The sequence below is a fragment of the Pseudomonas sp. 7P_10.2_Bac1 genome (assembly GCF_025465935.1).
Lineage (GTDB): Bacteria > Pseudomonadota > Gammaproteobacteria > Pseudomonadales > Pseudomonadaceae > Aquipseudomonas.
Genome location: NZ_JANLNV010000088.1, coordinates 1 through 21,533 on the forward strand (window position 1 = coordinate 1; position 21,533 = coordinate 21,533).

Annotated in this window: 18 protein-coding genes, 1 tRNA gene and 2 pseudogenes; 12 read left to right on the forward strand and 9 right to left on the reverse strand. The window is 56.9% G+C overall.

The window, feature by feature from the left end; genetic code table 11:
* Window positions 1–320: 320 nt before the first annotated feature.
* Together NTD86_RS24385 and NTD86_RS20420 are read right to left on the reverse strand one after the other, a co-directional pair.
* A pseudogene (locus NTD86_RS24385) lies at window positions 321–1,665 on the reverse strand (MFS transporter).
* 84 nt (window positions 1,666–1,749) lie between these two features.
* Window positions 1,750–2,658 carry a LysR family transcriptional regulator gene (locus NTD86_RS20420; protein ID WP_262205002.1) on the reverse strand — a complete coding sequence of 303 codons (909 nt, stop codon included), beginning with the start codon at window positions 2,656–2,658 and terminating at the stop codon, window positions 1,750–1,752.
* Between the two features lie 142 nt (window positions 2,659–2,800).
* Here NTD86_RS20420 and NTD86_RS20425 point away from each other — a divergent pair, with 142 nt between their 5' ends.
* The 8 genes from NTD86_RS20425 to dctM all read left to right on the forward strand — a co-directional run bounded on the left by NTD86_RS20425 (window position 2,801) and on the right by dctM (window position 11,432).
* Window positions 2,801–3,628 (forward strand): MaoC family dehydratase N-terminal domain-containing protein, encoded by an 828-nt coding sequence (locus NTD86_RS20425; RefSeq protein ID WP_262205003.1) that lies wholly within the window; start codon window positions 2,801–2,803, stop codon window positions 3,626–3,628.
* Between the two features lie 47 nt (window positions 3,629–3,675).
* On the forward strand, window positions 3,676–4,839 hold the full coding sequence (locus NTD86_RS20430; RefSeq protein ID WP_262205005.1) for an acyl-CoA dehydrogenase family protein: 1,164 nt from the start codon (window positions 3,676–3,678) through the stop codon (window positions 4,837–4,839).
* A 33-nt stretch (window positions 4,840–4,872) separates the two neighbouring features.
* The gene (locus NTD86_RS20435; protein WP_262205006.1) at window positions 4,873–6,255 is read left to right on the forward strand and encodes an MmgE/PrpD family protein; all 1,383 of its coding nucleotides are present in this window, start codon (window positions 4,873–4,875) and stop codon (window positions 6,253–6,255) included.
* Window positions 6,252–7,457, forward strand: coding sequence for a CaiB/BaiF CoA transferase family protein (locus tag NTD86_RS20440; protein ID WP_262205008.1), 1,206 nt, complete (start codon window positions 6,252–6,254; stop codon window positions 7,455–7,457). Before NTD86_RS20435 ends, NTD86_RS20440 begins: the two co-directional genes overlap by 4 nt.
* A 36-nt stretch (window positions 7,458–7,493) precedes the next feature.
* Complete coding sequence (locus NTD86_RS20445; protein ID WP_262205009.1) at window positions 7,494–8,321, forward strand: HpcH/HpaI aldolase/citrate lyase family protein; 828 nt, start codon at window positions 7,494–7,496, stop codon at window positions 8,319–8,321.
* 63 nt (window positions 8,322–8,384) lie between these two features.
* Window positions 8,385–9,377, forward strand: coding sequence for a TRAP transporter substrate-binding protein (locus NTD86_RS20450; RefSeq protein ID WP_262205011.1), 993 nt, complete (start codon window positions 8,385–8,387; stop codon window positions 9,375–9,377).
* Window positions 9,378–9,516: 139 nt separating this feature from the next.
* Window positions 9,517–10,155, forward strand: a complete 639-nt coding sequence (locus NTD86_RS20455) for a TRAP transporter small permease (protein WP_262205012.1) — start codon at window positions 9,517–9,519, stop codon at window positions 10,153–10,155.
* Window positions 10,152–11,432 carry a C4-dicarboxylate TRAP transporter large permease protein DctM gene (gene dctM, locus NTD86_RS20460; protein WP_262205013.1) on the forward strand — a complete coding sequence of 427 codons (1,281 nt, stop codon included), beginning with the start codon at window positions 10,152–10,154 and terminating at the stop codon, window positions 11,430–11,432. Before NTD86_RS20455 ends, dctM begins: the two co-directional genes overlap by 4 nt.
* A gap of 149 nt (window positions 11,433–11,581) precedes the next feature.
* Here dctM and NTD86_RS20465 read toward each other — a convergent pair whose 3' ends face one another.
* Complete coding sequence (locus tag NTD86_RS20465; protein WP_262205213.1) at window positions 11,582–12,910, reverse strand: OprD family porin; 1,329 nt, start codon at window positions 12,908–12,910, stop codon at window positions 11,582–11,584.
* 311 nt (window positions 12,911–13,221) lie between these two features.
* Here NTD86_RS20465 and NTD86_RS20470 point away from each other — a divergent pair, with 311 nt between their 5' ends.
* Entirely contained in the window at window positions 13,222–13,644 is a 423-nt protein-coding gene (locus tag NTD86_RS20470) for an NUDIX hydrolase (protein WP_262205014.1), read from the forward strand.
* A 2-nt stretch (window positions 13,645–13,646) separates the two neighbouring features.
* Window positions 13,647–13,829, forward strand: a complete 183-nt coding sequence (locus tag NTD86_RS20475; RefSeq protein WP_262205015.1) for a hypothetical protein — start codon at window positions 13,647–13,649, stop codon at window positions 13,827–13,829.
* A gap of 78 nt (window positions 13,830–13,907) precedes the next feature.
* Here the strand turns inward: NTD86_RS20475 and NTD86_RS20480 are convergent.
* A tRNA-Leu gene (locus tag NTD86_RS20480) sits at window positions 13,908–13,994 on the reverse strand.
* A 465-nt stretch (window positions 13,995–14,459) separates the two neighbouring features.
* On the opposite strand from NTD86_RS20480, the gene NTD86_RS20485 reads away from it, so the two are divergent.
* Window positions 14,460–15,323, forward strand: a complete 864-nt coding sequence (locus NTD86_RS20485) for a DNA/RNA non-specific endonuclease (protein WP_262205016.1) — start codon at window positions 14,460–14,462, stop codon at window positions 15,321–15,323.
* 102 nt (window positions 15,324–15,425) lie between these two features.
* Here the strand turns inward: NTD86_RS20485 and NTD86_RS20490 are convergent, their stop codons facing one another.
* The 3 genes and pseudogenes from NTD86_RS20490 to NTD86_RS20495 all read right to left on the reverse strand — a co-directional run bounded on the left by NTD86_RS20490 (window position 15,426) and on the right by NTD86_RS20495 (window position 18,661).
* On the reverse strand, window positions 15,426–15,884 hold the full coding sequence (locus NTD86_RS20490; RefSeq protein ID WP_262205017.1) for a PepSY domain-containing protein: 459 nt from the start codon (window positions 15,882–15,884) through the stop codon (window positions 15,426–15,428).
* A 41-nt stretch (window positions 15,885–15,925) separates the two neighbouring features.
* Window positions 15,926–16,246: pseudogene (locus NTD86_RS24390) on the reverse strand (PepSY domain-containing protein); the annotation flags it as partial.
* Between the two features lie 138 nt (window positions 16,247–16,384).
* On the reverse strand, window positions 16,385–18,661 hold the full coding sequence (locus tag NTD86_RS20495) for a TonB-dependent receptor (protein ID WP_262205019.1): 2,277 nt from the start codon (window positions 18,659–18,661) through the stop codon (window positions 16,385–16,387).
* Between the two features lie 256 nt (window positions 18,662–18,917).
* On the opposite strand from NTD86_RS20495, the gene NTD86_RS20500 reads away from it, so the two are divergent.
* Window positions 18,918–19,694, forward strand: a complete 777-nt coding sequence (locus NTD86_RS20500; protein ID WP_262205020.1) for an AraC family transcriptional regulator — start codon at window positions 18,918–18,920, stop codon at window positions 19,692–19,694.
* Between the two features lie 45 nt (window positions 19,695–19,739).
* Here NTD86_RS20500 and NTD86_RS20505 read toward each other — a convergent pair whose 3' ends face one another.
* Together NTD86_RS20505 and NTD86_RS20510 are read right to left on the reverse strand one after the other, a co-directional pair.
* Entirely contained in the window at window positions 19,740–20,312 is a 573-nt protein-coding gene (locus NTD86_RS20505) for an OprD family porin (protein ID WP_262205022.1), read from the reverse strand.
* Window positions 20,309–21,511, reverse strand: coding sequence for an MFS transporter (locus NTD86_RS20510; RefSeq protein ID WP_262205023.1), 1,203 nt, complete (start codon window positions 21,509–21,511; stop codon window positions 20,309–20,311). Before NTD86_RS20510 ends, NTD86_RS20505 begins: the two co-directional genes overlap by 4 nt.
* Window positions 21,512–21,533: the final 22 nt, after the last annotated feature.

Sequence of the window (21,533 nt, forward strand, 5' to 3'; positions counted from 1 at the left end):
GATGCCGGGAGAGCCGCGATGGGCCATGGATGGCCCGTGGCGGCGTGAGCGGGGCCGGAGTGAGGGAACCTGAGCGCAGCGAAGGCCGTACGCTGTGGGCGAGGCCTTTTTGGTACTTTTGTGACTGTTTGACAAAAGTGCCTCGCCGTAAGGGCGAAACCCGTAGATCGCCGTTGCGCATCCAATGGATATGTACACCGGGATAACGATTGAGTAATTGGGTACATATCCATTCGATGGGTAATGGCCACTTTGGGTTACGGATATATACACCGCCCCGATAAAAGCGCTTCGCGCCAGATCGCATCCTTGGGCAGCGACTACAGATTTAAAGAAGCAGACCGCAAGGCGATTTTCCCTTCTGCGCCAGGCACATCGTGCAGTGATATCCGCGATGTTTCCGGCAGCGCCAAACCACCTGCCAACGCGAGCACGGCAACCGCCATCAGGTAAAACGCAGGTGACAGGTTGCTGCCGGTGGTGCTGATCAGCCAGGTGGCAACCAGCGGTGCCGTACCGCCAAACAAGGTGTAGGCCATGTTGTAGGTGATGGCCGACGCGGTATAGCGGGTACGGGTTGGGAAGGTTTCGGATAGTAAAGCGGCGGTCACCACGCCACACAGCACCGCGCCAATGGCCAGCAGCATGACGCCGATAACCGACGCCGCGAACCCTCCGGAGCTGGCCATTAAAAAGGAGGGGTACACCGCCACGATCAACAGTGCACAAGCGGTCATGACCGTGACACGACGCCCGACCCGGTCTGAGTACCAGCCCGCCAGCGGGCAGATGGCGGCGGCGAATACCAGGGCGATCAACGACACCAGCAACGCCATTGCACGGCTCAGCCCGCCAGCCACTTGCAGGTAGGTGGCGAAGTAGGTGGTGAACATATAACGACAATGCGGTGAGTGAGACAAAGGCCCCCAGGCAGCAGATTGCCGCGCCATGGTTGCGCAAGGTCTCTTTGAGCGGGGAGTGGGCGACGTCATGCTCTTGGGTGACGGCCTGGAACGCCGGGGTTTCATCCAGTTTGCTGCGCATATAAAGGCCGACCAGTCCCAATGGTGCAGCGATCAGGAAGGGGACGCGCCAACCCCAGCTGTTCATTGCGTCTGCCGAAAGGGTCGCCTCAAGGGCGTAGGCCGCCACGGCGGCTGCGGCGAACGCGGAAAAGGTTGATACCGGTACAAAGCTGCCGTACCAGGCTCGTTTATGGTCCGGGGCATGCTCCATCAGAAAGGCACAGGCGCCTGCGTATTCGCCGCCAGCGGAAAAGCCCTGGGCGCAACGGATCAGCGTCAATAAAATCGGCGCCATCACGCCAATGGCCGCATAGGTGGGTAACACGCCGATCAACGTGGTGGCGGCAGCCATCAGCAGGATGGTCATGGCCAAGGTTCGCTTGCGGCCGATGCGATCACCGAGCATGCCGAAAATCACTCCGCCCAGCGGGCGAAAGGCAAAAGCCACAGCGAATACTGCAAAGGTCTTGAGCAGTGCTGCACTGGCATCTTCGCTGGGGAAGAACTGCTGCGCGATGGTGGTCGCCAAAAAGCCATACACGGCGAAATCAAACCACTCGACAAAATTGCCGATCGAAGCGGCGACAATCACTTTTTTGAGCGTTTTCGGGCTGACTTGCCCAGTCGTGGTAGTTGCCATGGGAGCCTCGAGCGTTCGTCAGTGATTAACCGATTATCGAGGCTGTTGCATGGCAGGAGCGCTTCAAAAGTGCCCTCGGCGTAGTCAGGAGCGACGCTCGGCGCCGATGTTTTGCTGCAAGAAAATATTGATCAGGGTGCGTGTCACGTTGGGCAATGCCTCGAGGTCGCGCACCAGAATGCTGCGCTCGCGGATACGCCAGGGTTCATCCAGTTCGATGATCGACAAGCCCATGGTCTTCTGATGGCGCAGCGCCGAGGACTCGGGGAGGATGGCCAGGCCCACGCCAGCTTCGACCATGCGGCACATGGCTTCGAAGCTGTAGACCTTGATCCGCATGTTCAAGGTCTGGCTGCTCAAGGCGACCTGTTCATTCAAGAAGCGCAGCAGTGTGGTGCCTTCGTGCAAGCCAATGTGCGGGTAGGCGAGGGTTTCGGCCAGTTTGACCTTTTTGCGTTTGGCCAAGGGGTGATTGAGGGGGGTGACCAAGATGAGTTGGTCGGTGCTGAAGTGGATCACCTGCAATCCATCGGCTTTGATCGGGCCGGCGATGATGCCCATGTCTGTCGTACCGTCCATCACGCCCCGCACGATATCGCGGCTCAAGCGCTCCTGAAGATCGACTGTCACGCCGGGGCGTTCGGCCAGAAAGCCAGCGAGGATTTCCGGTAAGAACTCGGTGGCTGCGGTGGTGTTGGCAAAGATTCTGATATGCCCGCTGGCTTCGGCGCCATATTCGGTGAACTCATTTTTCATGTAGTCCACCTGACGCATGATCACCCGCGCATGGTTGAGAAACAGCTTGCCAGCCGGCGTCAGTTCGACGCCCCGGCTGTCCCGATAAAGCAGGCTGCTGGCGAGGCTTTCTTCGAGGCTTTTGATCCGCGCACTGGCCGCCGCTGGCGACATGAATGCCTTGCGCGCGCCTTGGGTCATGCTGGGGGATTCGGCGATTTGAATGAACAGGCGCAGGTCGACTAAATCGAAGTGCATGGCAGGTTTCCACTGGGCTTGAATGCTGTTCAACACAGTTGGCGTTAACTAGATCCGAACGCCCCCTTACGAAATCGCAGATTCACAGATCGCCGGGCTTTTAGCAATCTTGGTTAAAACAACAAGCCACGAGACATCACCGATGAGCGATAACGAACTGTCCACCTGGATCGGTCGCACCGAGCAGATCCATGATCATCTCAGTCTGAACCTGGTTACCCGCATTGCCGCGACATTGGGTGAGCGCGTTCCGCAAGCCGGTGAGCCCTTGCCCGTGTTGTGGCAGTGGTGCTTCTTCCAGCCTGCCGTTGAAGCGGGCGGCCTTGGCGGCGACGGGCATCCGGCCCGCGGCGGTTTCCTTCCTGCGGCGCATAACCGCAATCGTATGTGGGCGGGTGGCCGCTTCGAGTTTTTCACCCCGCTCAAAGTAGGGGCCGACGCCACGCGTCTTTCCACCATCACCAATGTTCAGGAAAAGCACGGCAGGACCGGCTCGTTGTTGTTTGTCACGGTCCAGCATGACTACCTCCAAGACGGGCAATTGGCGATTCGTGAAGAACAGGACATCGTGTATCGCGAGCCTACGCCGCCCAAACTGGCTGGCGGCGCACCGTTACCGACAGGTACGTGGGAGGAGTCGGTTGCGCCCGATCCAACGTTGTTGTTCCGCTATTCGGCGGTCACGTTTAACGGGCATCGCATTCACTACGACTGGCCTTACGCGACGCAAGTCGAGGGGTATCCGGGGCTTGTAGTGCATGGGCCGCTGATCGCCACGCTCGCGCTGCGCGCGTTTTGCCGTGCCCACCCTGACGCGCGTCTGCGCCGTTTTGCTTATCGCGGTTTGCGGCCATTGATAGCGCCGCAGCCCTTTGTCGTGGGCGGGCGAATCGTAGCGAAGGGCACAGCTGAGTTGTGGGCCGGAAATGCCGAAGGGATCGCACAGCAAGGTGAAGTGACCTTCGACTGACCGTCAGCCAATGGCTTTCAGCACAATAAATACAATAAGGATCAGAGATGAATCCGTATCTGAACGACGACTACAACGCGATCCGCGAGGGTGTGCGTGCCTTGTGCGCCGAGTTCCCGGCGGAATACTGGCGCAAAATCGACGAAGAAAAGGGCTTTCCAGAAGCCTTTGTCAAGGCCATGACCGAGGCCGGCTGGCTGTCGGCGATGATCCCCGAAGAGTACGGCGGCTCAGGATTGGGGCTGGCTGAAGCGTCAATCATTCTGGAAGAAGTCAACCACTGTGGCGGTAACTCCGGCACTGTGCATGGCCAGATGTACAACATGTTTACCCTGTTGCGTCATGGCAGTGAGGAACAAAAACGTTACTACCTGCCCAAGCTCGCCAGCGGTGAATTGCGCCTGCAGTCCATGGGTGTGACCGAACCGACCACGGGCACTGACACGACGAAGATCAAGACCACGGCCGTGCGCAATGGCGACACCTATGTCATCAATGGGCAAAAGGTCTGGATCTCGCGGATTCAGCACTCCGATCTGATGATTTTGCTGGCCCGCACCACGCCGCTGGCCGAGGTGCAGAAAAAGGCCGATGGCATGTCGATTTTCCTTGTCGACTTGCGTGAAGCCATTGGTAACGGCCTGACCGTGCAGCCGATTGCCAACATGGTCAATCACGAAACCAACGAGCTGTTTTTCGACAACCTGCAGATCCCCGCCAGCAGTCTGATCGGTGAAGAAGGCAAGGGCTTTCGCTACATCCTTGATGGGCTGAATGCCGAACGTACTTTGATCGCTGCCGAGTGTATTGGCGATGGTCGCTGGTTCAACGAAAAGTCTGCGCAGTACGCCCGTGATCGCGTGGTTTTTGGTCGCCCGATTGGTCAAAACCAGGGCGTGCAATTTCCGATCGCCGAAGCCCATATCGAGCTGGAGGCCGCCGACTTGATGCGCTGGCGTGCCTGTGAAGAGTACGACAACGGGCGCAATGCCGGCGCGGCGGCCAACATGGCCAAATACCTGGCAGCCAAGGCCAGTTGGGAGGCCGCCAACGCGTGTCTGCAAACCCACGGCGGGTTTGGTTTCGCCAACGAGTACGACGTGGAGCGTAAGTTTCGCGAGACCCGTTTGTATCAGGTAGCGCCTATCTCGACCAACCTGATCTTGTCTTACGTGGCTGAGCACCTGCTCGAGCTGCCGCGTTCTTTCTGACCACGTTTTAACGTTTTGCATGGAGAACGCTGTATGAGTCAGCACACTCAAGCGCTTACTGAGTTTTTGGCCAATCTGCAGTACGCACAGTTGCCTGAAGCGGTGATTGATCGCACCGAAGATTTGTTTCTCGACTGGCTGGGCTCGGCGCTGGCCAGCCAGGGGGCGCACCCGATCCCGCTGTTCGAGCGTTACGCCGCGATGATGGGCCCGGCCAGTGGCCCGGCCGGTATTGTGGTCAGCGGCAAAACCACCTCGGCGTATTTCGCAGCGTTGGTCAATGGCGCCAGTTCGCACCTGGTCGAACAGGATGACCTGCACAACAGCTCGGTGCTGCACCCGGCAACGGTGGTGTTTCCAGCCGTGCTGGCGGCAGCCCAGGCACTGGGTAAAACCGGGCGCGAGCTCATCGTTGCAGCGGTAGCGGGCTATGAAGCGGGGATTCGCATCGGTGAGTTTCTTGGCCGCTCGCACTATCGCATCTTCCACACCACCGCCACGGTGGGCACGCTGGCGGCCGCCGTAGGTGTCGGCAAGTTGATGGCGTTCAATCAAGTGCAATTCACCCGTCTGCTCGGCACTGCCGGGACGCAAGCGGCAGGCTTGTGGGAGTTCTTGCGCGACGCGGCGGATTCCAAGCAGTTACATACCGCAAAAGCCGCCGCTGACGGCCTGCTGGCCGCCTACCTGACGGCTGAAGGGCTGACTGGCGCGCAGAACATTCTGGAAGGCGAGCAGGGTATGGCGGCCGGGATGTCCAGCGATGCCGATCCGCAGAAGTTGTCGGATGGCTTGGGCGAGCGCTGGGCGCTGGTTGAGACTTCGTTCAAGTATCACGCGTCGTGTCGTCACACCCACCCGGCGGCAGACGCATTGCTGGCGCTGATGCACCGCGAAAACCTCGGCGCGGACGACATCGCTGGCGTCACCACGCGCGTTCATCAGGGCGCCATCGATGTGCTGGGGCGGGTGCAGGTGCCGCAAAGCGTGCACCAGGCCAAGTTTTCGATGGGCACGGTGCTGGGCTTGATTGCCGTGTACGGCAAGGCCGGGTTACCCGAATTTCATCAGCATGCGCTCACCGATTCTCGTGTGGCCGACTTCCGCGACAAGGTGCGCATGGTGCTGGATGAGGAGGTTGACGGCGCCTATCCGCAGCGTTGGCTGGGGCGCGTGGAGGTGACCACGGTTGCAGGGCAAACCTTGCACGGGCGCATCGACGAACCCAAAGGTGATCCGGGCAATACCCTGAGTCGTGCCGAGCTGGAAGACAAGTTTCGACGCCTGTTGGCGTTCTCCGGCGCGCGCACCGAGCAGCAGGCGACGCAGCTGATCGGCTTGGTCTGGCACCTGCGTGAGCTGAACGATTTGGGCGCGCTGACCACAACCACGACGCATGCAGGGAGCGCAGTATGAACACCCTCACGACTAAACCTCGCCCGCTTGACGGTATTACGGTTGTCAGCCTGGAACACGCTATCGCTGCGCCGTTCTGTACCCGGCAACTGGCTGATCTGGGCGCGCGAGTCATCAAGATTGAGCGTCCCGGTTCCGGCGATTTTGCCCGCGACTATGACGAGCGAGTCAATGGCTTGGCTTCGCATTTTGTCTGGACCAATCGTTCCAAGGAAAGCCTGACGCTGAACGTCAAGCAGGAGGAAGCGGGGCAGGTGCTCGACAAGCTGCTGAGCACCGCCGATGTGCTGGTGCAGAACCTCGCACCGGGGGCGGCACAGCGCATGGGGCTGTCTTTTGCCGACCTGCATAAGCGCTTCCCGCGATTGATCGTCTGCGATATTTCGGGTTACGGCGAAGGCGGCCCCTACGAGCAGAAAAAAGCCTACGACCTGTTGATCCAGAGCGAAGGCGGCTTTTTGTCTGTCACCGGCGGGCCGGGTGATGACGAGATGGCCAAGGCCGGTTGTTCGATTGCCGATATTGCTGCCGGCATGTATGCCTACACAGGCGTGCTCTCGGCACTGTTGTTGCGCGATAAGACCGGTGAGGGCGGCCGCGTCGATGTGTCGATGCTGGAAAGCCTGGTGGAATGGATGGGCTACCCGCTGTATTACGCCTACCAAGGCGCGACGCCACCGCCAAGAGCCGGGGCGGCCCACGCGACCATTTACCCCTATGGCCCGTTCCCGACCGGTGACGGCGGTACGGTGATGCTCGGTCTGCAGAATGAGCGTGAATGGCGGCAGTTTTGCGACAAGGTGTTGCTGAGACCTGATCTTGTCTCTGACACACGCTTTAATACAAACGCGCAACGTTCTGAGAACCGTACCGAATTGCGGGCAATCATTGTTCAGACGTTTGCCGCAATGACGGCTGATGAAGTGATTGCACGGCTGGACACGGCGTTGATAGCCAACGCGCATGTCAATGACATGGCCGGTGTCTGGGCGCATCCGCAGCTTGAGGCGCGTGATCGTTGGCGTGAGGTGGATAGCCCGGCCGGTAAGTTGGCGGCGCTACTGCCACCGGGGCGTAACACGGCGTTCGAGCCGCGTATGGATGCGGTGCCAGAGTTGGGGCAACACACCGACAGCCTGCTGGCGGAACTGGGTTATGAGGCGGATGAGATTCAGCGCCTCCATCAACAAGGAGCGGTGTGAGGCCGACGCCTCACTTTGCAAGCACGGAGCTGATACATGCACACAACCCTGATTCGCTCGGCGCTGTTTGTGCCAGCCACGCGGCCGGAGCGCATTCCCAAGGCGCTGGACAGCGGCGCCGATGCCGTGATCGTCGATCTCGAAGACGCCGTGGCAGAAGACTTCAAAGTTCAAGCACGCGCCAATCTGCAGGCCTGCCTGGAGGCCAACCCTGAGGCTCGAGTGCTGGTGCGGGTGAATGCGCCGCAGCACCAGCAGCAGGCCGATGACCTGGCGCTGTGCGCGCGTTACCCAGGTGTGGTCGCGGTCTTGCTGCCCAAGGCCGAAAGCGCGGCACAGGTTGAGCTGGCCGCGTCTTGCGGCAAACCTGTCTGGCCCCTCATCGAGAGCGCTAAAGGTTTGCAGACGTTGCCTGAAATTGCCCGGGCCCGCCAGGTTGAGCGTCTGAGTTTCGGGGCGCTGGATCTGGGCCTGGACCTGGGATTGATGAGCGGCACGGCTGCGGCGCAGCGCATGCTTGACCAGGCCCGCTACGCTATTTTGCTGCACAGCACGCTGGCCCGTTTGGCGCCGCCGCTGGATAGCGTTTTTCCCGACATTAAAAACCCGGAAGGCATGACCCGCATGGCTGAAGATGCCCGAGACATGGGCTTTGGCGGCCTGTTGTGCATTCATCCAAGCCAGGTGGCATTGATTCATGCGGCGTTTATGCCTGGCCCCGAAGAACTGGACTGGGCCCGTCGGGTACTGGACGCGGTCGCCACTGGGGGCGGGGTTTATGTCGTTGATGGGCAGATGGTCGATGCACCTGTGATCGGGCATGCCCGGCACGTTCTAAATCGGGCAGGCGTGACGTCTGCCTGACCCGAAAGAAACCCCTGCAGTACTCAGCACTACCAAACAATAACAACAAGAGGTACATGCCCCATGTTTAAACACACCCTTAAAGCTCTGGTTTGCGCCTTGCCACTGTTCGCTGGTCTGGCTAGCGCGGCAGACCCCATCAGTATCAAGTTCGCCCACGTGGTTGCCGAACATACCCCCAAGGGGCAGGGCGCCCTGATGTTTAAAAAACTGGCGGAGGAGCGTCTGCCGGGTCAGGTGAAGGTGGAGGTCTATCCGAACTCCTCGCTGTTTGGTGATGGCAAGGAAATGGAAGCGCTCTTGCTGGGCGACGTCCAGTTGTTGGCACCGTCACTGGCCAAGTTCGAGCACTATTCCAAGCCCATCCAGATTTTTGACCTGCCGTTTCTGTTCAACGACATCCATGCGCTTGATCGCTTCCAGCAAAGTCCTGAAGGCCAAGGGCTGCTCAAGTCCATGGAAGGCAAGGGGATTACCGGCCTTAATTACTGGCATAACGGTATGAAGCAATTGTCGGCCAACAAGGCGCTGCACGAGCCCAAGGATGCACGCGGTTTGAAGTTCCGTGTGCAGGCGTCGGCTGTATTGGATGAGCAGTTCAAGGCGCTGCGAGCAGCTCCGCGCAAGATGAGCTTCGCCGAGGTGTATCAAGGCCTGCAAACGGGTGTGGTAAACGGTACAGAGAACACTTGGTCGAACTATGAGAGCCAGAAAGTCAATGAGGTGCAAAAGTACTTCACCGAGTCTGATCACGGCGCCATTGACTACATGGTGATCACCAACACCAAGTTCTGGAACAGCCTGCCCGAAAACGTGCGCACCACGCTGGACGAGGTCATGGCCGAGGTCACGGTTGAGGTGAACAAACAAGCTGAAGAGCTGAACCGCTCCTCCAAGCAAACCATCGTTGACTCGGGAACCAGCGAGATCATCACCCTCACGCCGGAGCAGCGTGAGCAATGGCGAGATGCGATGCGCCCGGTCTGGAAAAAGTTTGAAAACGACATTGGTGTCGACCTGATCAAGGCAGCGGAGCAATCCAACCAAAGCAGTTAAGGCCTCAATTGCCGCCGGTATTCACAGATGCGCTTACCGGCGGCATTGCCAAGGTGCGACAGCCTGCAAGGCCTGTCGCGCCTTGGCTTGATTGGTTTTAGTCGTCGCTTTGTGACCGCTCTATCAAGGGAGATAGCCCATGGACGCCTTTTTTCGTGTCTGGAACCGTGTGGAAGAAATACTGGTGGCGTTCCTGCTCGCAGGCATGACCCTGGTGACGTTCTCGTACGTGGTGTTCAACAACCTTTACGGTGTTTTTTATTCGCTGGGCGACTCTTTGCCCTTCGCCAACGACGCCATGCTCAGCATGGGTGACGGCATTTTGTATATCGCCCAGGAGATGACCTGGAGCGTGGCGCTGACCAAGGCCATGTTTGGCTGGTTGATCTTTGTCGGGCTGGCCTGGGGCGTGCGCATTGGCGCTCACATTGGCATCGATTTGCTGGTGCGCCAGTTCCGCCCTGAAAACCAGCGTCGCGTAGCGTTGCTGGCACTGGTGATCTGCCTGGGTTACTGCGCGCTGATGGCTTATTCCAGCGAACAGTGGGTCGCCACGCTGTACAGCGTCGGGACCAGCGCCGAAGACCTGGACCGTTTCGGTATTCGACAGTGGCAGATCGTAATGATCGTGCCGATCGGCTTTGCGCTGATGTTCCTGCGGTTCCTGCAAGTGTTTATCCGTGTGATCCAGGGTAAACAGCAAGGGCTGGGCATGCACAGTGAAGTGGACGAGGCCGTGAAGCTGGCCGAAAACGACACGTCGGAGACCGTCAAATGACTATCAGTTTTCTATTTGTCGCTCTGTTCGTGCTGATGTTCATCGGCATTCCGGTGGCGATTTCCCTGGGACTGTCCGGGGCCATGACGATCCTGTTCTTCAGTAACGACTCGGTGCGTTCACTGGCAATCAAACTGTTCGAAACCAGTGAGCACTACACGCTGCTCGCCATTCCTTTCTTTCTGTTGTCGGGCGCTTTCATGACCAGCGGCGGTGTGGCTCGCCGCCTGATTGACTTCGCCAACGCCTGCGTCGGCCATATCAAGGGCGGCCTGGCCATTGCGGCGATCATGGCGTGCATGCTGTTTGCCGCATTGAGCGGATCATCGCCGGCTACGGTGGCTGCGGTGGGCTCTATCGTCATCGCCGGGATGGTGCGCTCTGGGTACAAACAGGAATTTGCCGCCGGTATCGTCTGTAACGCCGGTACCTTGGGCATCCTGATTCCGCCGTCGATTGTGATGGTGGTGTACGCCACGGCCACCGAAACCTCGGTAGGCAAGCTGTTTATGGCCGGTGTTGTTCCAGGGCTGTTGCTGGGCGTCGTGTTGATGATCACCATCTACATCCTGGCGCGGATCAAAAACATGCCCGCTTTGCCTCGTGCATCCTTCAAGGAAATCGTCACGGCGGGCCGCAAGGCAGGCTGGGGCCTGATGCTGATCGTGATCATTCTGGGCGGTATCTATTCAGGCATGTTCACACCGACCGAGGCGGCGGCTGTGGCGGCGGTATATGCCGCGTTCGTGGCCATCTTCATTTACAAAGACATGACCTTTCGCGAATGCCCGAAGGTGATTGTCGAAGCCGGCAAGCTCAGCGTGGTGCTGATGTTTATCATCGCCAACGCCATGCTCTTCGCGCACGTGCTGACCACAGAACAGATCCCGCAGTCGATCACCGCCTGGGTCGTTGAGCAGGGCTTTACGCCGATTGAGTTTTTGCTGGTGGTGAACGTCGTCTTGCTGGTGGCAGGCACCTTTATGGAGCCGTCGGCGATCATTTTGATTTTGGCGCCGATCCTGTTCCCGATTGCCATGCAATTGGGTATCGACCCGATCCACTTGGGCATCATCATGGTGGTGAACATGGAAATCGGGCTGATCACTCCGCCAACCGGGCTCAACCTGTTTGTCACCTCGGCCGTGACAGGGATGCCACTGACACGTGTGGTGCGCGCAGTATCGCCGTGGCTGCTGGTGATGCTGGCGTTCTTGATTCTGGTGACGTACGTACCGTTTGTGTCGCTGGCACTGCCGAACTGGCTCGGGATGTAAGCGCCACTAAAAGTGCAAAGGGCCTGCACGTGAGCAACGTGCAGGCCCTTTTTATTGCGGTTTTTGTAGTCGCTGACCAAGTGTGGGGCTGCGATGCGGACGGCAGGCCGCCTCATGTTTGATCAGCAACTACTGTGCTGCCGGTTTTACTACCAGAGTGGAACTACATAGCTGACATAGAAGCGGTTTTCGTCTTGTTCGGTGGCGCCTGTGATATCCGGGCTGGCGTGGGCATTACGCCAGGTCACGCCCAGGCCTTTAAAGGTGCCGGTCGGGACTTGATAGGCAACGGTGATGTTGCGTTCCCATTCGGTGGTGGTGCCTTGCGCGGTACGAATGTCATCACCGTGGGCGTAGGACGTTGCGAAGGTTAGACCATTGATGCCCAGCTTGCTGAAGTCATATTTGTACTGTGCCAACCAGGTGCGTTCGCCCGCATGCTGGAACTTGTTCAGTTGCATGTTGGTGATGGTCGGTGTGTCGGCACCTGAACCAGGGCCTTGACGGTTGTCGCCGCTGTTCAAACCGGAATCCAGGTACGGGAAGTCACTGTCGCCGCTGTTCTTCTGTATGCCGAGCCCGACGGTATGGCCGTCCAGGGTGTAGCTTTCCAGCAGGCTGACAGTGGACTGGTTGATGCGACCCTTGGAGACGCCATTGTCGTACAGGCCGGCAGCGGAATAGTCCTTGTCGCCATCCGCGTTGCCGCCCACTCCAAGGCTGCGGTACAAGCGTACGTCGGTGTCAAATGCACCTACTGCCACCGCGTCGTGACGTTTGGCCCCCAAGTAGAACTGCTGGTAGTAATCTTCAAGGTTGGAGTACCACAGGCTGAGGGTGGTGCCCGGCAAGCCGGTGTAGTCGGCACCGCCGTAGAGGAAGCGATCGCTTTCTTTGGTACCGCCAGCGGTGATCATGCCCTGGTCGCCGGTTTCGTTGCGGATTTTGCTCTTGAGGATGTCACCTGCGGTGAAGGTGAAGTCGGTCAAGTCCTTGGACACCAGTTGCACGCCGGTGTTGGTCTGCTGGTACAAGCGGCCGTCGGTGTTGGCCAGAACCGGGTTGTTGCCGAATAGCGTGCCGACACGCAGTTCATCTTTGGCAAAGCGCATTTTGAAGGTTGGGCTCAGCACGCCGAACTGGTCGGCGGACTTGCCGTCGTCCAGCGGAAACATGCTGCCTGGATAGCGCCCCTGGTGAGACTTGTCATTCAAGTCACCACCGGAGTCCAGTTTCAGACCGTAGAACCCCTGCAAGTCCAGACCAAAGCCAACGGTGCCTTCGGTATAACCAGACTTGAAGTTGAATTCAAAGCCCTGACCCCAATCACGAACGCTGTGGGCCTTGGCGTTGCTGTTCACCACATCGCGGCCTTGCTGGTTGAGGTAGCGGTTGAGCAGGGTTAAATCGGCATGGCTGTCATCGATAAAGTCTGCGTGTGCTGACAGCATAAAGCTCGCCATGGCGACCCCCACCATAGGGCTTGCTAACTTCTTCATTGATCCCGGTCTCCGACATTATTCTGAAATGAAAGCGTCAAACGCTTCACATAATTAGGCGATTCTCATGTGACAGTTCTGAGTCAAAAGCGGGTTTTGGTAGATGAAATTAAATTTAAGAAAGTCAATGGATACGGGAGGTTCAGGGTGTTTTTGGACTATTTTGGCCCGCCCGCGGACGGCCCTGTGAGTGCCGCAGGAGCAGCCTGAAAATGACAGACGTTGAATGCTAGATCAGACGCTTGGAGTGCTCATCACGCACTTGAAATTCATATGAAAGGGGTCTTGGAATGACAGCGGACAAAGCTTGCCCAGTGGTTCTGCGAAACCGTGAAACGCTGGAAATCCTGGCCTTTGAGCATCCTTTGGCTGGATTGCAATTGGTCAAAGGCAGCGTAGAGCTGGGTGAATCATCCGATGAGGCAGCGGTGCGAGAACTGATGGAAGAAGCTGGGATTCGATCCTCGGCCAAACAAGCGTTGGGCGCGTGGTATTCGACGTCAACTGGGCATGTATGGGCGTTTCATGAATGCCATGTTGCTCATGAACTTCCTGATACCTGGGTGCATTTTGCGCAAGATGACGGAGGCCATGAATTCAGATTCTTTTGGCATCCGTTGATGAGTGAACCGTCAGAGAGCTGGCATCAGGTGTTCAACGGCGCTTTAAGCTTTCTTCAGCGGGTCTACAATCAACGTTCAACTGGAGGATGAGTATGAAGAAAATCTTAGGCTTGGCGGCGCTGGGCATGTTGGTTGGGTGTTCGGCTAATCAGTCCAAAGAGACGGAATATCAGGAAACCCGAGAGTGCATGACCTACCGCTCAATGATGACCGCCCCCATGGCGCCGGACGCCATGCAGCGCCTCAGGGAGGCGTGCGAAAAATCGAGGTCTTGAAAGCGGAACAGCTTCCAGAATTGCGGAACAAAAAACAAAGGGCCTGCGCGCTGAAAGCGTGCAAGCCCTTGAATTGTTTGGTGCCCGAAGCCGGAATCGAACCGGCACGTCCTTTCGAACGGGGGATTTTAAGTCCCATGCGTCTACCAATTTCGCCATTCGGGCGGTAGCGCTGTAAAGCGGGTCAAGCAGGCGGTGCGCTGTGCGCGGTTGACTCAGTAGCCTGCGTGACAGGTGGACGAATATATAGAGCCTGCGCCGATGAGGCAAGTTGGTAATTGCATTTTTAGTGACTTTTTTGAGTTTTTGTCGCGATTAAAACTCTCGAAAAATCAGAGGGCTAGGTGAATCCGGGAAGCCTCGTGATGGATTATTCGCCCTAGGGGCGCAGATAAAAACATGCATCAAGTCACATGAGGTCGTCTGCTCCGTCCGATTTACGTGGAGCACAGACCGCATTTGCCGCACTTTGCTGGCGTTGCGGTCATGACAATAACTTTTAACTGGCTGTAGTCGCTGATGCACAGGGGAGGTGACTTGTTCGGAAACAGTTTCTTACATGAGGCTGACACTATTGCGAACTAATCTTTGGCGATTAAACGTTAATTATCACGACGTTAAGGAATCAAGATGCAAAGGAAGGCGAGATGTAAATGGCTGCCGTTTTTGTTCATGCCGCTGTTATCCGGCTGTATTTCAAAGGGTATGCGAGAGGAAGCAGAACAATCAAGTCATGGGCCGGACGCGATTGTTGAAGTTCCTGCTAGCCCCGCATTGATTGATAACTGCTCAGTGGGTTGTCCGCTGGGAGGCGGTGCGGTAAATATTTACCGGCACAGTTATACGCTCAATAACAATGCTTCAACCAAGTTTGCTAATTGGGTGGCATATAAAATCACTAAATCCGGCCAGGGCTTCGGGCGTAAGCGTCACTGGCTTACGGATCCTGACATCCCAGTAGGAGAGACGCTCAGCCCCGCGGATTACAAAGGCGCAAGCGCCGCATTGAAAATCAACCGCGGCCATCAGGCGAATCTCGCTTCCATGGCTGTAATGCCAGATTGGGAATCTCTGAACTACTTGTCCAATATCACCCCGCAGAAAGCAGATTTGAATCAAGGGCCGTGGGAGAAACTTGAGGTCAAGGAACGGGAGCTCAGTAATAGAACCACTATTGAGCATGTTTATGTGCTAACGGGTCCTTTGTATGAGCGTTATATTGGGACTTTGCCTGGAACAACTAAATTACACACGATTCCCAGCGGTTACTGGAAAGTCATTTTTACCGGTAGCCGTCCTGATGATGGAATGTTTGCTTCTTTTTTAATGGATCAAGATACGCCGCGCACCGCGAACTTTTGCGACTATCAGGTCACTCTTGAAGAGGTCGAGAGGCGGTCTGGGTTAATAATGTGGAGTGGGCTGGGGAGTCAAGAAAAAACAGCGTTGCGTACTGTTAAAGGTCGATTGCCCACACTGATTGGCTGCTCGTGATGATCTGGCCGCTGAGTGATGACATCGCTCAACTTTCTGTTACGGCGTGTCATTGCGCGTGCCTTTCGCCATTCTGGCGTGCGGTGCCCTGTAGGGGAGGGGTCACACTGTCTTTGCAGGTACAGGTCTACGTGCCAGGTATAGAAGCCAGCCTGTCACAAAAAACAGCGGCATGCAGGCAGAGGCCATTAATACTGCAATCCGGCCTGCGATGCCGAAGTAGCTGCCGACATGCAGTGTGAAATTGCTGATCAGGAGCCGATCAATAACGGGTTGATCCGTGTAGCGTTTATGAGTCATAACCTCACCTGTTTGCGGATCGACGATAAGCTCATTGAGGGCGCCTGGATGTTCAGGTGCAGTAAGCACATAAAAGAGAATCACAGGTTGGCCCTGTGTCTCGGGTAACCGCAAACTCCACTCGCCCAGTTGCGGGCCGACAGCACGTGAAATGTCTTCCCGCAAGGTTGTTTTGTCGATCTGAAACGAGGTGTTTTGCGCTGGCTCAGTGGCGGGCCGTACGGGACGCACATGACGCAGGCCCTCGTAATTGCCGGACACCACCGCATTGCCCTTGAGTGGCGGTGCATCTTTTCGTGTAACTGGCCGGTATCGCGGTCGAAATACCTGACTGTCGGTGGGGTGTGGCCTGTGGGGGCCGCGAACACAACGCGTCCGTTGCTCCCGAGTGATGTAACCGTCAAACCTGTTGAGTGTTCCAAACGGTCAATCAGTTCAGCCGGTGGTAAAGGGGACAAATGGCTAGACGCGCAGTGGTACAAACCCGGGTTGAGCAGATCAATCAGTTCGTCTTGAAAGGACAGTATCGCTCCCGAAATACCGACGACTGTCAGAATGGCTCCCAGCGTAAGGCTCAGCAATCCATGAATGTGAAACAAACGCTTTTTCCACACGGCAAACACCCGGCATTGTTATGGCTGTTGAGTACCAGGCGCTGTTGACCGTTCTGCCATCAACCGTCAACAGCGCCCGAGCGCAGATGCCAGAGGTGCCGGGTCAGACGCCAGCAGCCTTCAAGGCTTAGTGAGGGGTTTGAGGGGTTAGAAGTTGTAGTTGGCGGTCAGGGTGGCACTGCGGCCGGCACCCGGTGTTGCCCAGCCCGCAGCGGTGTTGCTGCCACCGCGCACGTTGGTGTAGTAATCCTTGTTAAACAGGTTGTCTACATTCAATTGCAGGTCCAGATTGCGATTGATCTTGTAGTCGACCATGGCTCGATGAGTGACATAACCCTTTACCTGAATGTTTGAGTCTTCGTCAGTGCTGTCGACGCGCTGCGAGCTTTGAGCAGTCAAGCCATAGCCCACTTGCCAGTCACGGGACAGGTCATAGGTTGTCCAGACGTTCAACGATTTACGAGGTGTGAAGGGCAGCGGATTGCCTTTGTTTGGGTCTCCTGAGGTAGCCGCTACGAGATCGGATACACCTTGCAGCACTTCACTTTTGAGATAGGTGTAGTTGGCGAAAATCGACCAATCTTTAGTGATGAGGCCCGATGCGCCAAGGGTGATCCCGTCTACGCGTGCACGCCCTTGTAACTGTTGCTCGGGAATGAGCGGGTCTCCGGAGCTGACTTTGTAGTTGGTACGCTCATTGCGAAAGATCGAACCGGTCAGGGACAGCTTCTCGTTGAGCAAGTCCCACTTGGTACCGAGTTCATAAAGCTTGGCGGTTTCAGGCGCGACATTGCAGTTATCGGCGCGGGCCAGTGCGTTCAGGCATGAGCCGTTAACAGTCGCGTCGGACGGTGTTTTTGAATTGCTGAAGGCGAAGTAAAAGCTGCCTGTTTCAACGGGTTTGTAAACCAGCCCGGCACGCCAGGAGAACAGGTCTTCATTATTTTCAGACCGCGTGCGCGATTGCAGGTTGCCGTTGGTAGCGTAGGTTTTGGCGATCATTGTGTCTTCGTTGCGTTCATACCGCATGCCCCCATTGATCTCCCAATGTTCATTGAGTTTGAGAGTGTCAAAGGCATAGAGCGCGTTATTGGTCAGGTCGCCGTCGTTGTGCCCGCTGCGGTAGTAGTTTTGCGGACCGTCGTAATGTGAGTTCGGGTTGCGGATATCCATTGGCACATAGCTATACGTTCCGCCGTTGGCAGTGCGTTGCGCGTTACCGGAGTTGAGGTCATAGAGCTCTTTACTTAACGCCACGCCCACCACCAACGTGTGATCAATAAAGCCGGTGGCGAATTTAGACGTCATATCGGTCTGGTTAAACAACATGGTGTTCTGGGTATCCAGAACCGTACCCCGCGGGCCGGCAGGGGTGAATGTGCCGGGCAATGAGCATCTCGCGCCCCCGGGTGTCACGCCCGAGCTCAGGCACCATGTGCCTTGGGGCGGGTTAACCGTGGCTTTTTGATCCGTTACGCTGTAGCGCGTGATGTTGCTGACCTTCAAGGCATCACTGAAGTCATGTTCAAACTTGGCGGTCAGAGAGTTGACCTGATCAATCTGTTGGTCAACGTTGCTGTAGCCGTAGTAATTACTGCGTTTAACGCCGGGCAAGGTTCCACCCTTTAAGAAGGGTATGCCGTAATCGGGCGTGTTTTTGTCTTCTTGATGCAGGTAACTCAGTGTAAATCGAGTATCTGTGCCCAGGCCGAAGGCGATCGACGGTGCAATGCCCCAGCGGTTGTAATCCACTTTATCGCGCTCTGAAACGTTGTTGCCGTGAGCCATCAGATTGAGGCGAAAAGCAGTGGTGTCATCTATCTGACGGTTGATATCGGCCGTGGTGCGTTTGTAGCTGTCTGTGCCGATACCCGCGCTCAAATGGGTGAAGTCGGTCAAGCTCGGGGCTTTACTGACCAAGTTGATGGTGCCGCCAATGGCGCCTACCCCTGAGTACACCGAGTTGGCGCCGCTGATGACTTCCACCTGCTGCAAGTTGAACGTATCTGAACGGCTGTATTGGGCACTGTCACGAATCCCGTCGACAGTGATGTCGTTGCTGGCTGAAAACCCGCGCATGTTCAGCGAGTCTCCAAAGCCACCACCGCCTTCACCGGCGTTGAAGGTGATGCCAGGCACCGTGCTCAGTACGTTTTGCAATGACAGCAAATTCTGCTGCTTGATCACCAGTTCCGGGACGATGGTGATGGTCTGCGGTATATCGCGCAGCGGCTCGGTGTACTTGGGGGAGGAGGGTTGCGGTTGCAGGGACGGAGCATCTTTTTGACCGTCGACAGTGGTGACACTCAACTCGAGCGGTTTGTCGACTGCAGCGGCCATAGAGGTCTGGCTTGCGATTGCCAGCCCGATTGCGCATGCCAAGTGGTTCTGCGTTGAGGTGGGTAGCTTCAACAGATTTTGCATCATGTTCCCCTGTTTAATTCATATGGTGCTAAAGCCAACGATAATTATTACTATTAGCGTCTTGTTCGAAGCGCCCCCTCACTCGGTATTGCCGAGCGAAAGCAGTCGAAGAAAGGGCGGGAAATCCTGAAGTGAAGCGCGTGTCATCAGGGCAGTGCCTGGCGGCCTGGAGCCTGCGCTGTAAAGCCTGGAGAATTTAAATGCTCATGCGTTGCAGGGCTGCGGTGAATCAGTCAAACAGTACGGAGGTTTGGTCATGTTTGACCCGATCGTGAAAGGCCATGAAATTAATTCGCCTCTGGCACCTGTCCTGTTGGCTGTAGAGAGAAAGCAAAATGATGTTCGCCAGGTTCCGCCCCACAGCCATCCTCATGGTCAATTGCTCGGCACCTTTACGGGCTTGGCGACAGTCGGTATTGGCGATGATTTACAGCAGTGGATTGTCCCGGCCATCCATGCGGTCTGGATCCCGCCCAATATGCGCCACTCTTCGGTGTCTCACGGTCCGTTTCACGGCTGGAGCGTGTTTGTTGATGAGCAGGCGTGCGCGCGCTTGCCTGCTTCGCCGCGAACGTTTCGCGTATCCAGACTGTTGCGGGAGGCGGTTGGCCGGGCAGCTACCTGGCAGACACTCACACTGGGCAGCGCCGAAATGCACCTCGTGGAAGTCATTTTCGATGAAATCGGCAACTTGCCTGAAGAACGCCTTGGGTTGCCGATGCCCTCTGATAGCCGGATTTTACGGATTGCAACTCAGTTCCTCGCGGACTTGACCAGCCAGCGTACCTTGGAAGAGTGGGCGGCCTGGACATCCATCGCGCCGCGAACCGTGAGCCGTTTATTTGTCGAGCAAACGGGGTTCAATTTTGGTGAATGGCGCCAGCAAGCCAGGCTGATGCGAGCTCTGGAAATGCTGGCGCGTGGCGAGCCGGTGACCCGCATTGCGATAGACCTGGGGTATGAGAATCTCAGCGCTTTTATCGCGATGTTCAAAAAACGCTTTGGCGTAACACCCGGCAAATTCACCTCGTAAAGGTGGATGAAGACGGAACTCGGATGTACGAGGCTTTGTGGGTTTTCAGAACAGGGAGATGGGATAAGACAAGGTCAGCCGGTTTTCATCGAAGTTATACGGCATCCAGCTGCGCCGTTCTGTGATGTTACGCCAGCGCAGGTCGAGGTCTTTCAGGGCGCCCTCCTGAATGGTGTAGGCCAGTTCAGTTTCGCGCAGGTATTCACGTCCTCCGGTCTGGCCGTCTGCATGCACGTTGTCGCCTTTAATGTAGCGGTCCATCAGCGCCAGAGCCGGTACATCGAGACCAGTGGCACCTCTTGTTACGGACTGCTCATGGGACAGCTCCTTGGAATAGACCGCCTCATAGGCCTCGAGTGTTTGCTGCGCTCTGCCTTGTAGCAAGTGGATGAATAAGTCAGTGTAAATGCTGGCAAACAAATATGGCGCGGCACCGGCGGCATATAGATCGGCCAGAGCTTGCGGATCTGTCAGGCCACCGGTAGCTGCCAATTGGCCAATTGCCCACGCCGGAGCAACGACGGCATGGCATGCGGCAGTAACCTCGGTGAGTGACGGGTTAACGGAATACGCAAAAGTGTTCAGCGTTTGCCATGATGCGTGGCGGCCTTTGTTCAAGGTTGGCGGACTGCTTTGCGGAGCGGGCGCTTATTGGCGAAGAGTTGCCAGACAATCACTGCGGCCGAGAGTCCAAGCCACGGCAGCAGCAGAGCGTTCAGCGTCTGCCAGCCAAACATGTTGAGCAAGCCGCCGGCGCCAAATGAGCACGCCAGGCCCACCGCAAAAATAGCCATGTCATTGGTTGCCTGTGCCCGGCTTTTTTCCGCCGGGCTGTAGGTGGTAGTCAGCAAGGTGGTGCCGCCAATGAACAGGAAATTCCAGCCAACCCCCAACAGAACCAAAGCGCTGGCAAAGGAATTGAAACCGGTGCCTGTCCAGGTGGTCATGACATGCAACGTCAGCAGCAAAACGCCCAGTAGCATCACCCACAAGGTGCCTATGCGAGAAATCAGTGCGCCAGTGAAAAAAGAAGGCAGAAACATCCCCAGCACGTGCAACTGAATCACCGTCGCGGCAGTCGAGAGCGAATGGTGGTGATGAACCATGGCCAGCGGTGTGGCGGTCATTGCAAGAATCATTACACCGTAGCCGGTCACCGCGCCGAAAAGCGCAACCAGGTACGCAGGTTGCGACACAATCTGCCCCCACGAACGGCCTTTATCGAGCGAAATGGCGATCTTTTCGGTGCTTGGCATTTTCAAAAACGCCAGCACACCCAATGCGAGCGTTGCGGTGATGCTTAACAGGACGAACGAACCGAAATATTGCGGTACCAGCCAGGACTGACCAAGGCGTGCCAAAAGGGGCCCTGCCAGTGCAGCGACTATTCCCCCCGCCAGCACCAGTGAAATGGCTTTTGGCCGGAAGCTATCGTCTGCGACTTCACTTGCGGCAAAGCGGTAAAACTGTGCAAAAGCCTGATAGGTTCCGACAAAGAAAGTGCCCAGCGCAAGCAGCGCCAACGAGTTCAGCCAGATACCGTAGGCGGCCACGGTTCCGCCGAGAATGCCGAGTAGCGATCCGAGCATGAACCCGAACCGTCGCCCGGCCCTGGCCATTAATGATGAAGCGGGGAACATCGCCAGCGCTGTTCCCAAAAACATGCTGGCAATAGGCAAAGTTGCCAGTTCCGCACGGGATGTCATTTGTGCACCCGCCAGTCCGCCAATGGTCATAACTAATACGGAGACAGTCTGGAATAGTGCTTGTGCGCCTGCCAGAACACCTACCTGGTGGTGCATCTGTGTCTTATTCATCTGAGTATGGCCTCAGCCCATG

Excerpts from the sequence above, each read along its gene's own strand:
- NTD86_RS20470 (WP_262205014.1), top strand. The coding sequence starts at position 13,222 with ATGACAGCGGACAAAGCTTGCCCAGTGGTTCTGCGAAACCGTGAAACG.
- NTD86_RS20430 (WP_262205005.1), top strand. The coding sequence starts at position 3,676 with ATGAATCCGTATCTGAACGACGACTACAACGCGATCCGCGAGGGTGTG.
- NTD86_RS20495 (WP_262205019.1), bottom strand. The coding sequence starts at position 18,661 with ATGCAAAATCTGTTGAAGCTACCCACCTCAACGCAGAACCACTTGGCA.
- NTD86_RS20440 (WP_262205008.1), top strand. The coding sequence starts at position 6,252 with ATGAACACCCTCACGACTAAACCTCGCCCGCTTGACGGTATTACGGTT.
- NTD86_RS20465 (WP_262205213.1), bottom strand. The coding sequence starts at position 12,910 with ATGGTGGGGGTCGCCATGGCGAGCTTTATGCTGTCAGCACACGCAGAC.
- NTD86_RS20500 (WP_262205020.1), top strand. The coding sequence starts at position 18,918 with ATGTTTGACCCGATCGTGAAAGGCCATGAAATTAATTCGCCTCTGGCA.
- dctM (WP_262205013.1), top strand. The coding sequence starts at position 10,152 with ATGACTATCAGTTTTCTATTTGTCGCTCTGTTCGTGCTGATGTTCATC.
- NTD86_RS20450 (WP_262205011.1), top strand. The coding sequence starts at position 8,385 with ATGTTTAAACACACCCTTAAAGCTCTGGTTTGCGCCTTGCCACTGTTC.
- NTD86_RS20425 (WP_262205003.1), top strand. The coding sequence starts at position 2,801 with ATGAGCGATAACGAACTGTCCACCTGGATCGGTCGCACCGAGCAGATC.
- NTD86_RS20420 (WP_262205002.1), bottom strand. The coding sequence starts at position 2,658 with ATGCACTTCGATTTAGTCGACCTGCGCCTGTTCATTCAAATCGCCGAA.
- NTD86_RS20455 (WP_262205012.1), top strand. The coding sequence starts at position 9,517 with ATGGACGCCTTTTTTCGTGTCTGGAACCGTGTGGAAGAAATACTGGTG.
- NTD86_RS20435 (WP_262205006.1), top strand. The coding sequence starts at position 4,873 with ATGAGTCAGCACACTCAAGCGCTTACTGAGTTTTTGGCCAATCTGCAG.
- NTD86_RS20485 (WP_262205016.1), top strand. The coding sequence starts at position 14,460 with ATGCAAAGGAAGGCGAGATGTAAATGGCTGCCGTTTTTGTTCATGCCG.
- NTD86_RS20475 (WP_262205015.1), top strand. The coding sequence starts at position 13,647 with ATGAAGAAAATCTTAGGCTTGGCGGCGCTGGGCATGTTGGTTGGGTGT.
- NTD86_RS20445 (WP_262205009.1), top strand. The coding sequence starts at position 7,494 with ATGCACACAACCCTGATTCGCTCGGCGCTGTTTGTGCCAGCCACGCGG.
- NTD86_RS20510 (WP_262205023.1), bottom strand. The coding sequence starts at position 21,511 with ATGAATAAGACACAGATGCACCACCAGGTAGGTGTTCTGGCAGGCGCA.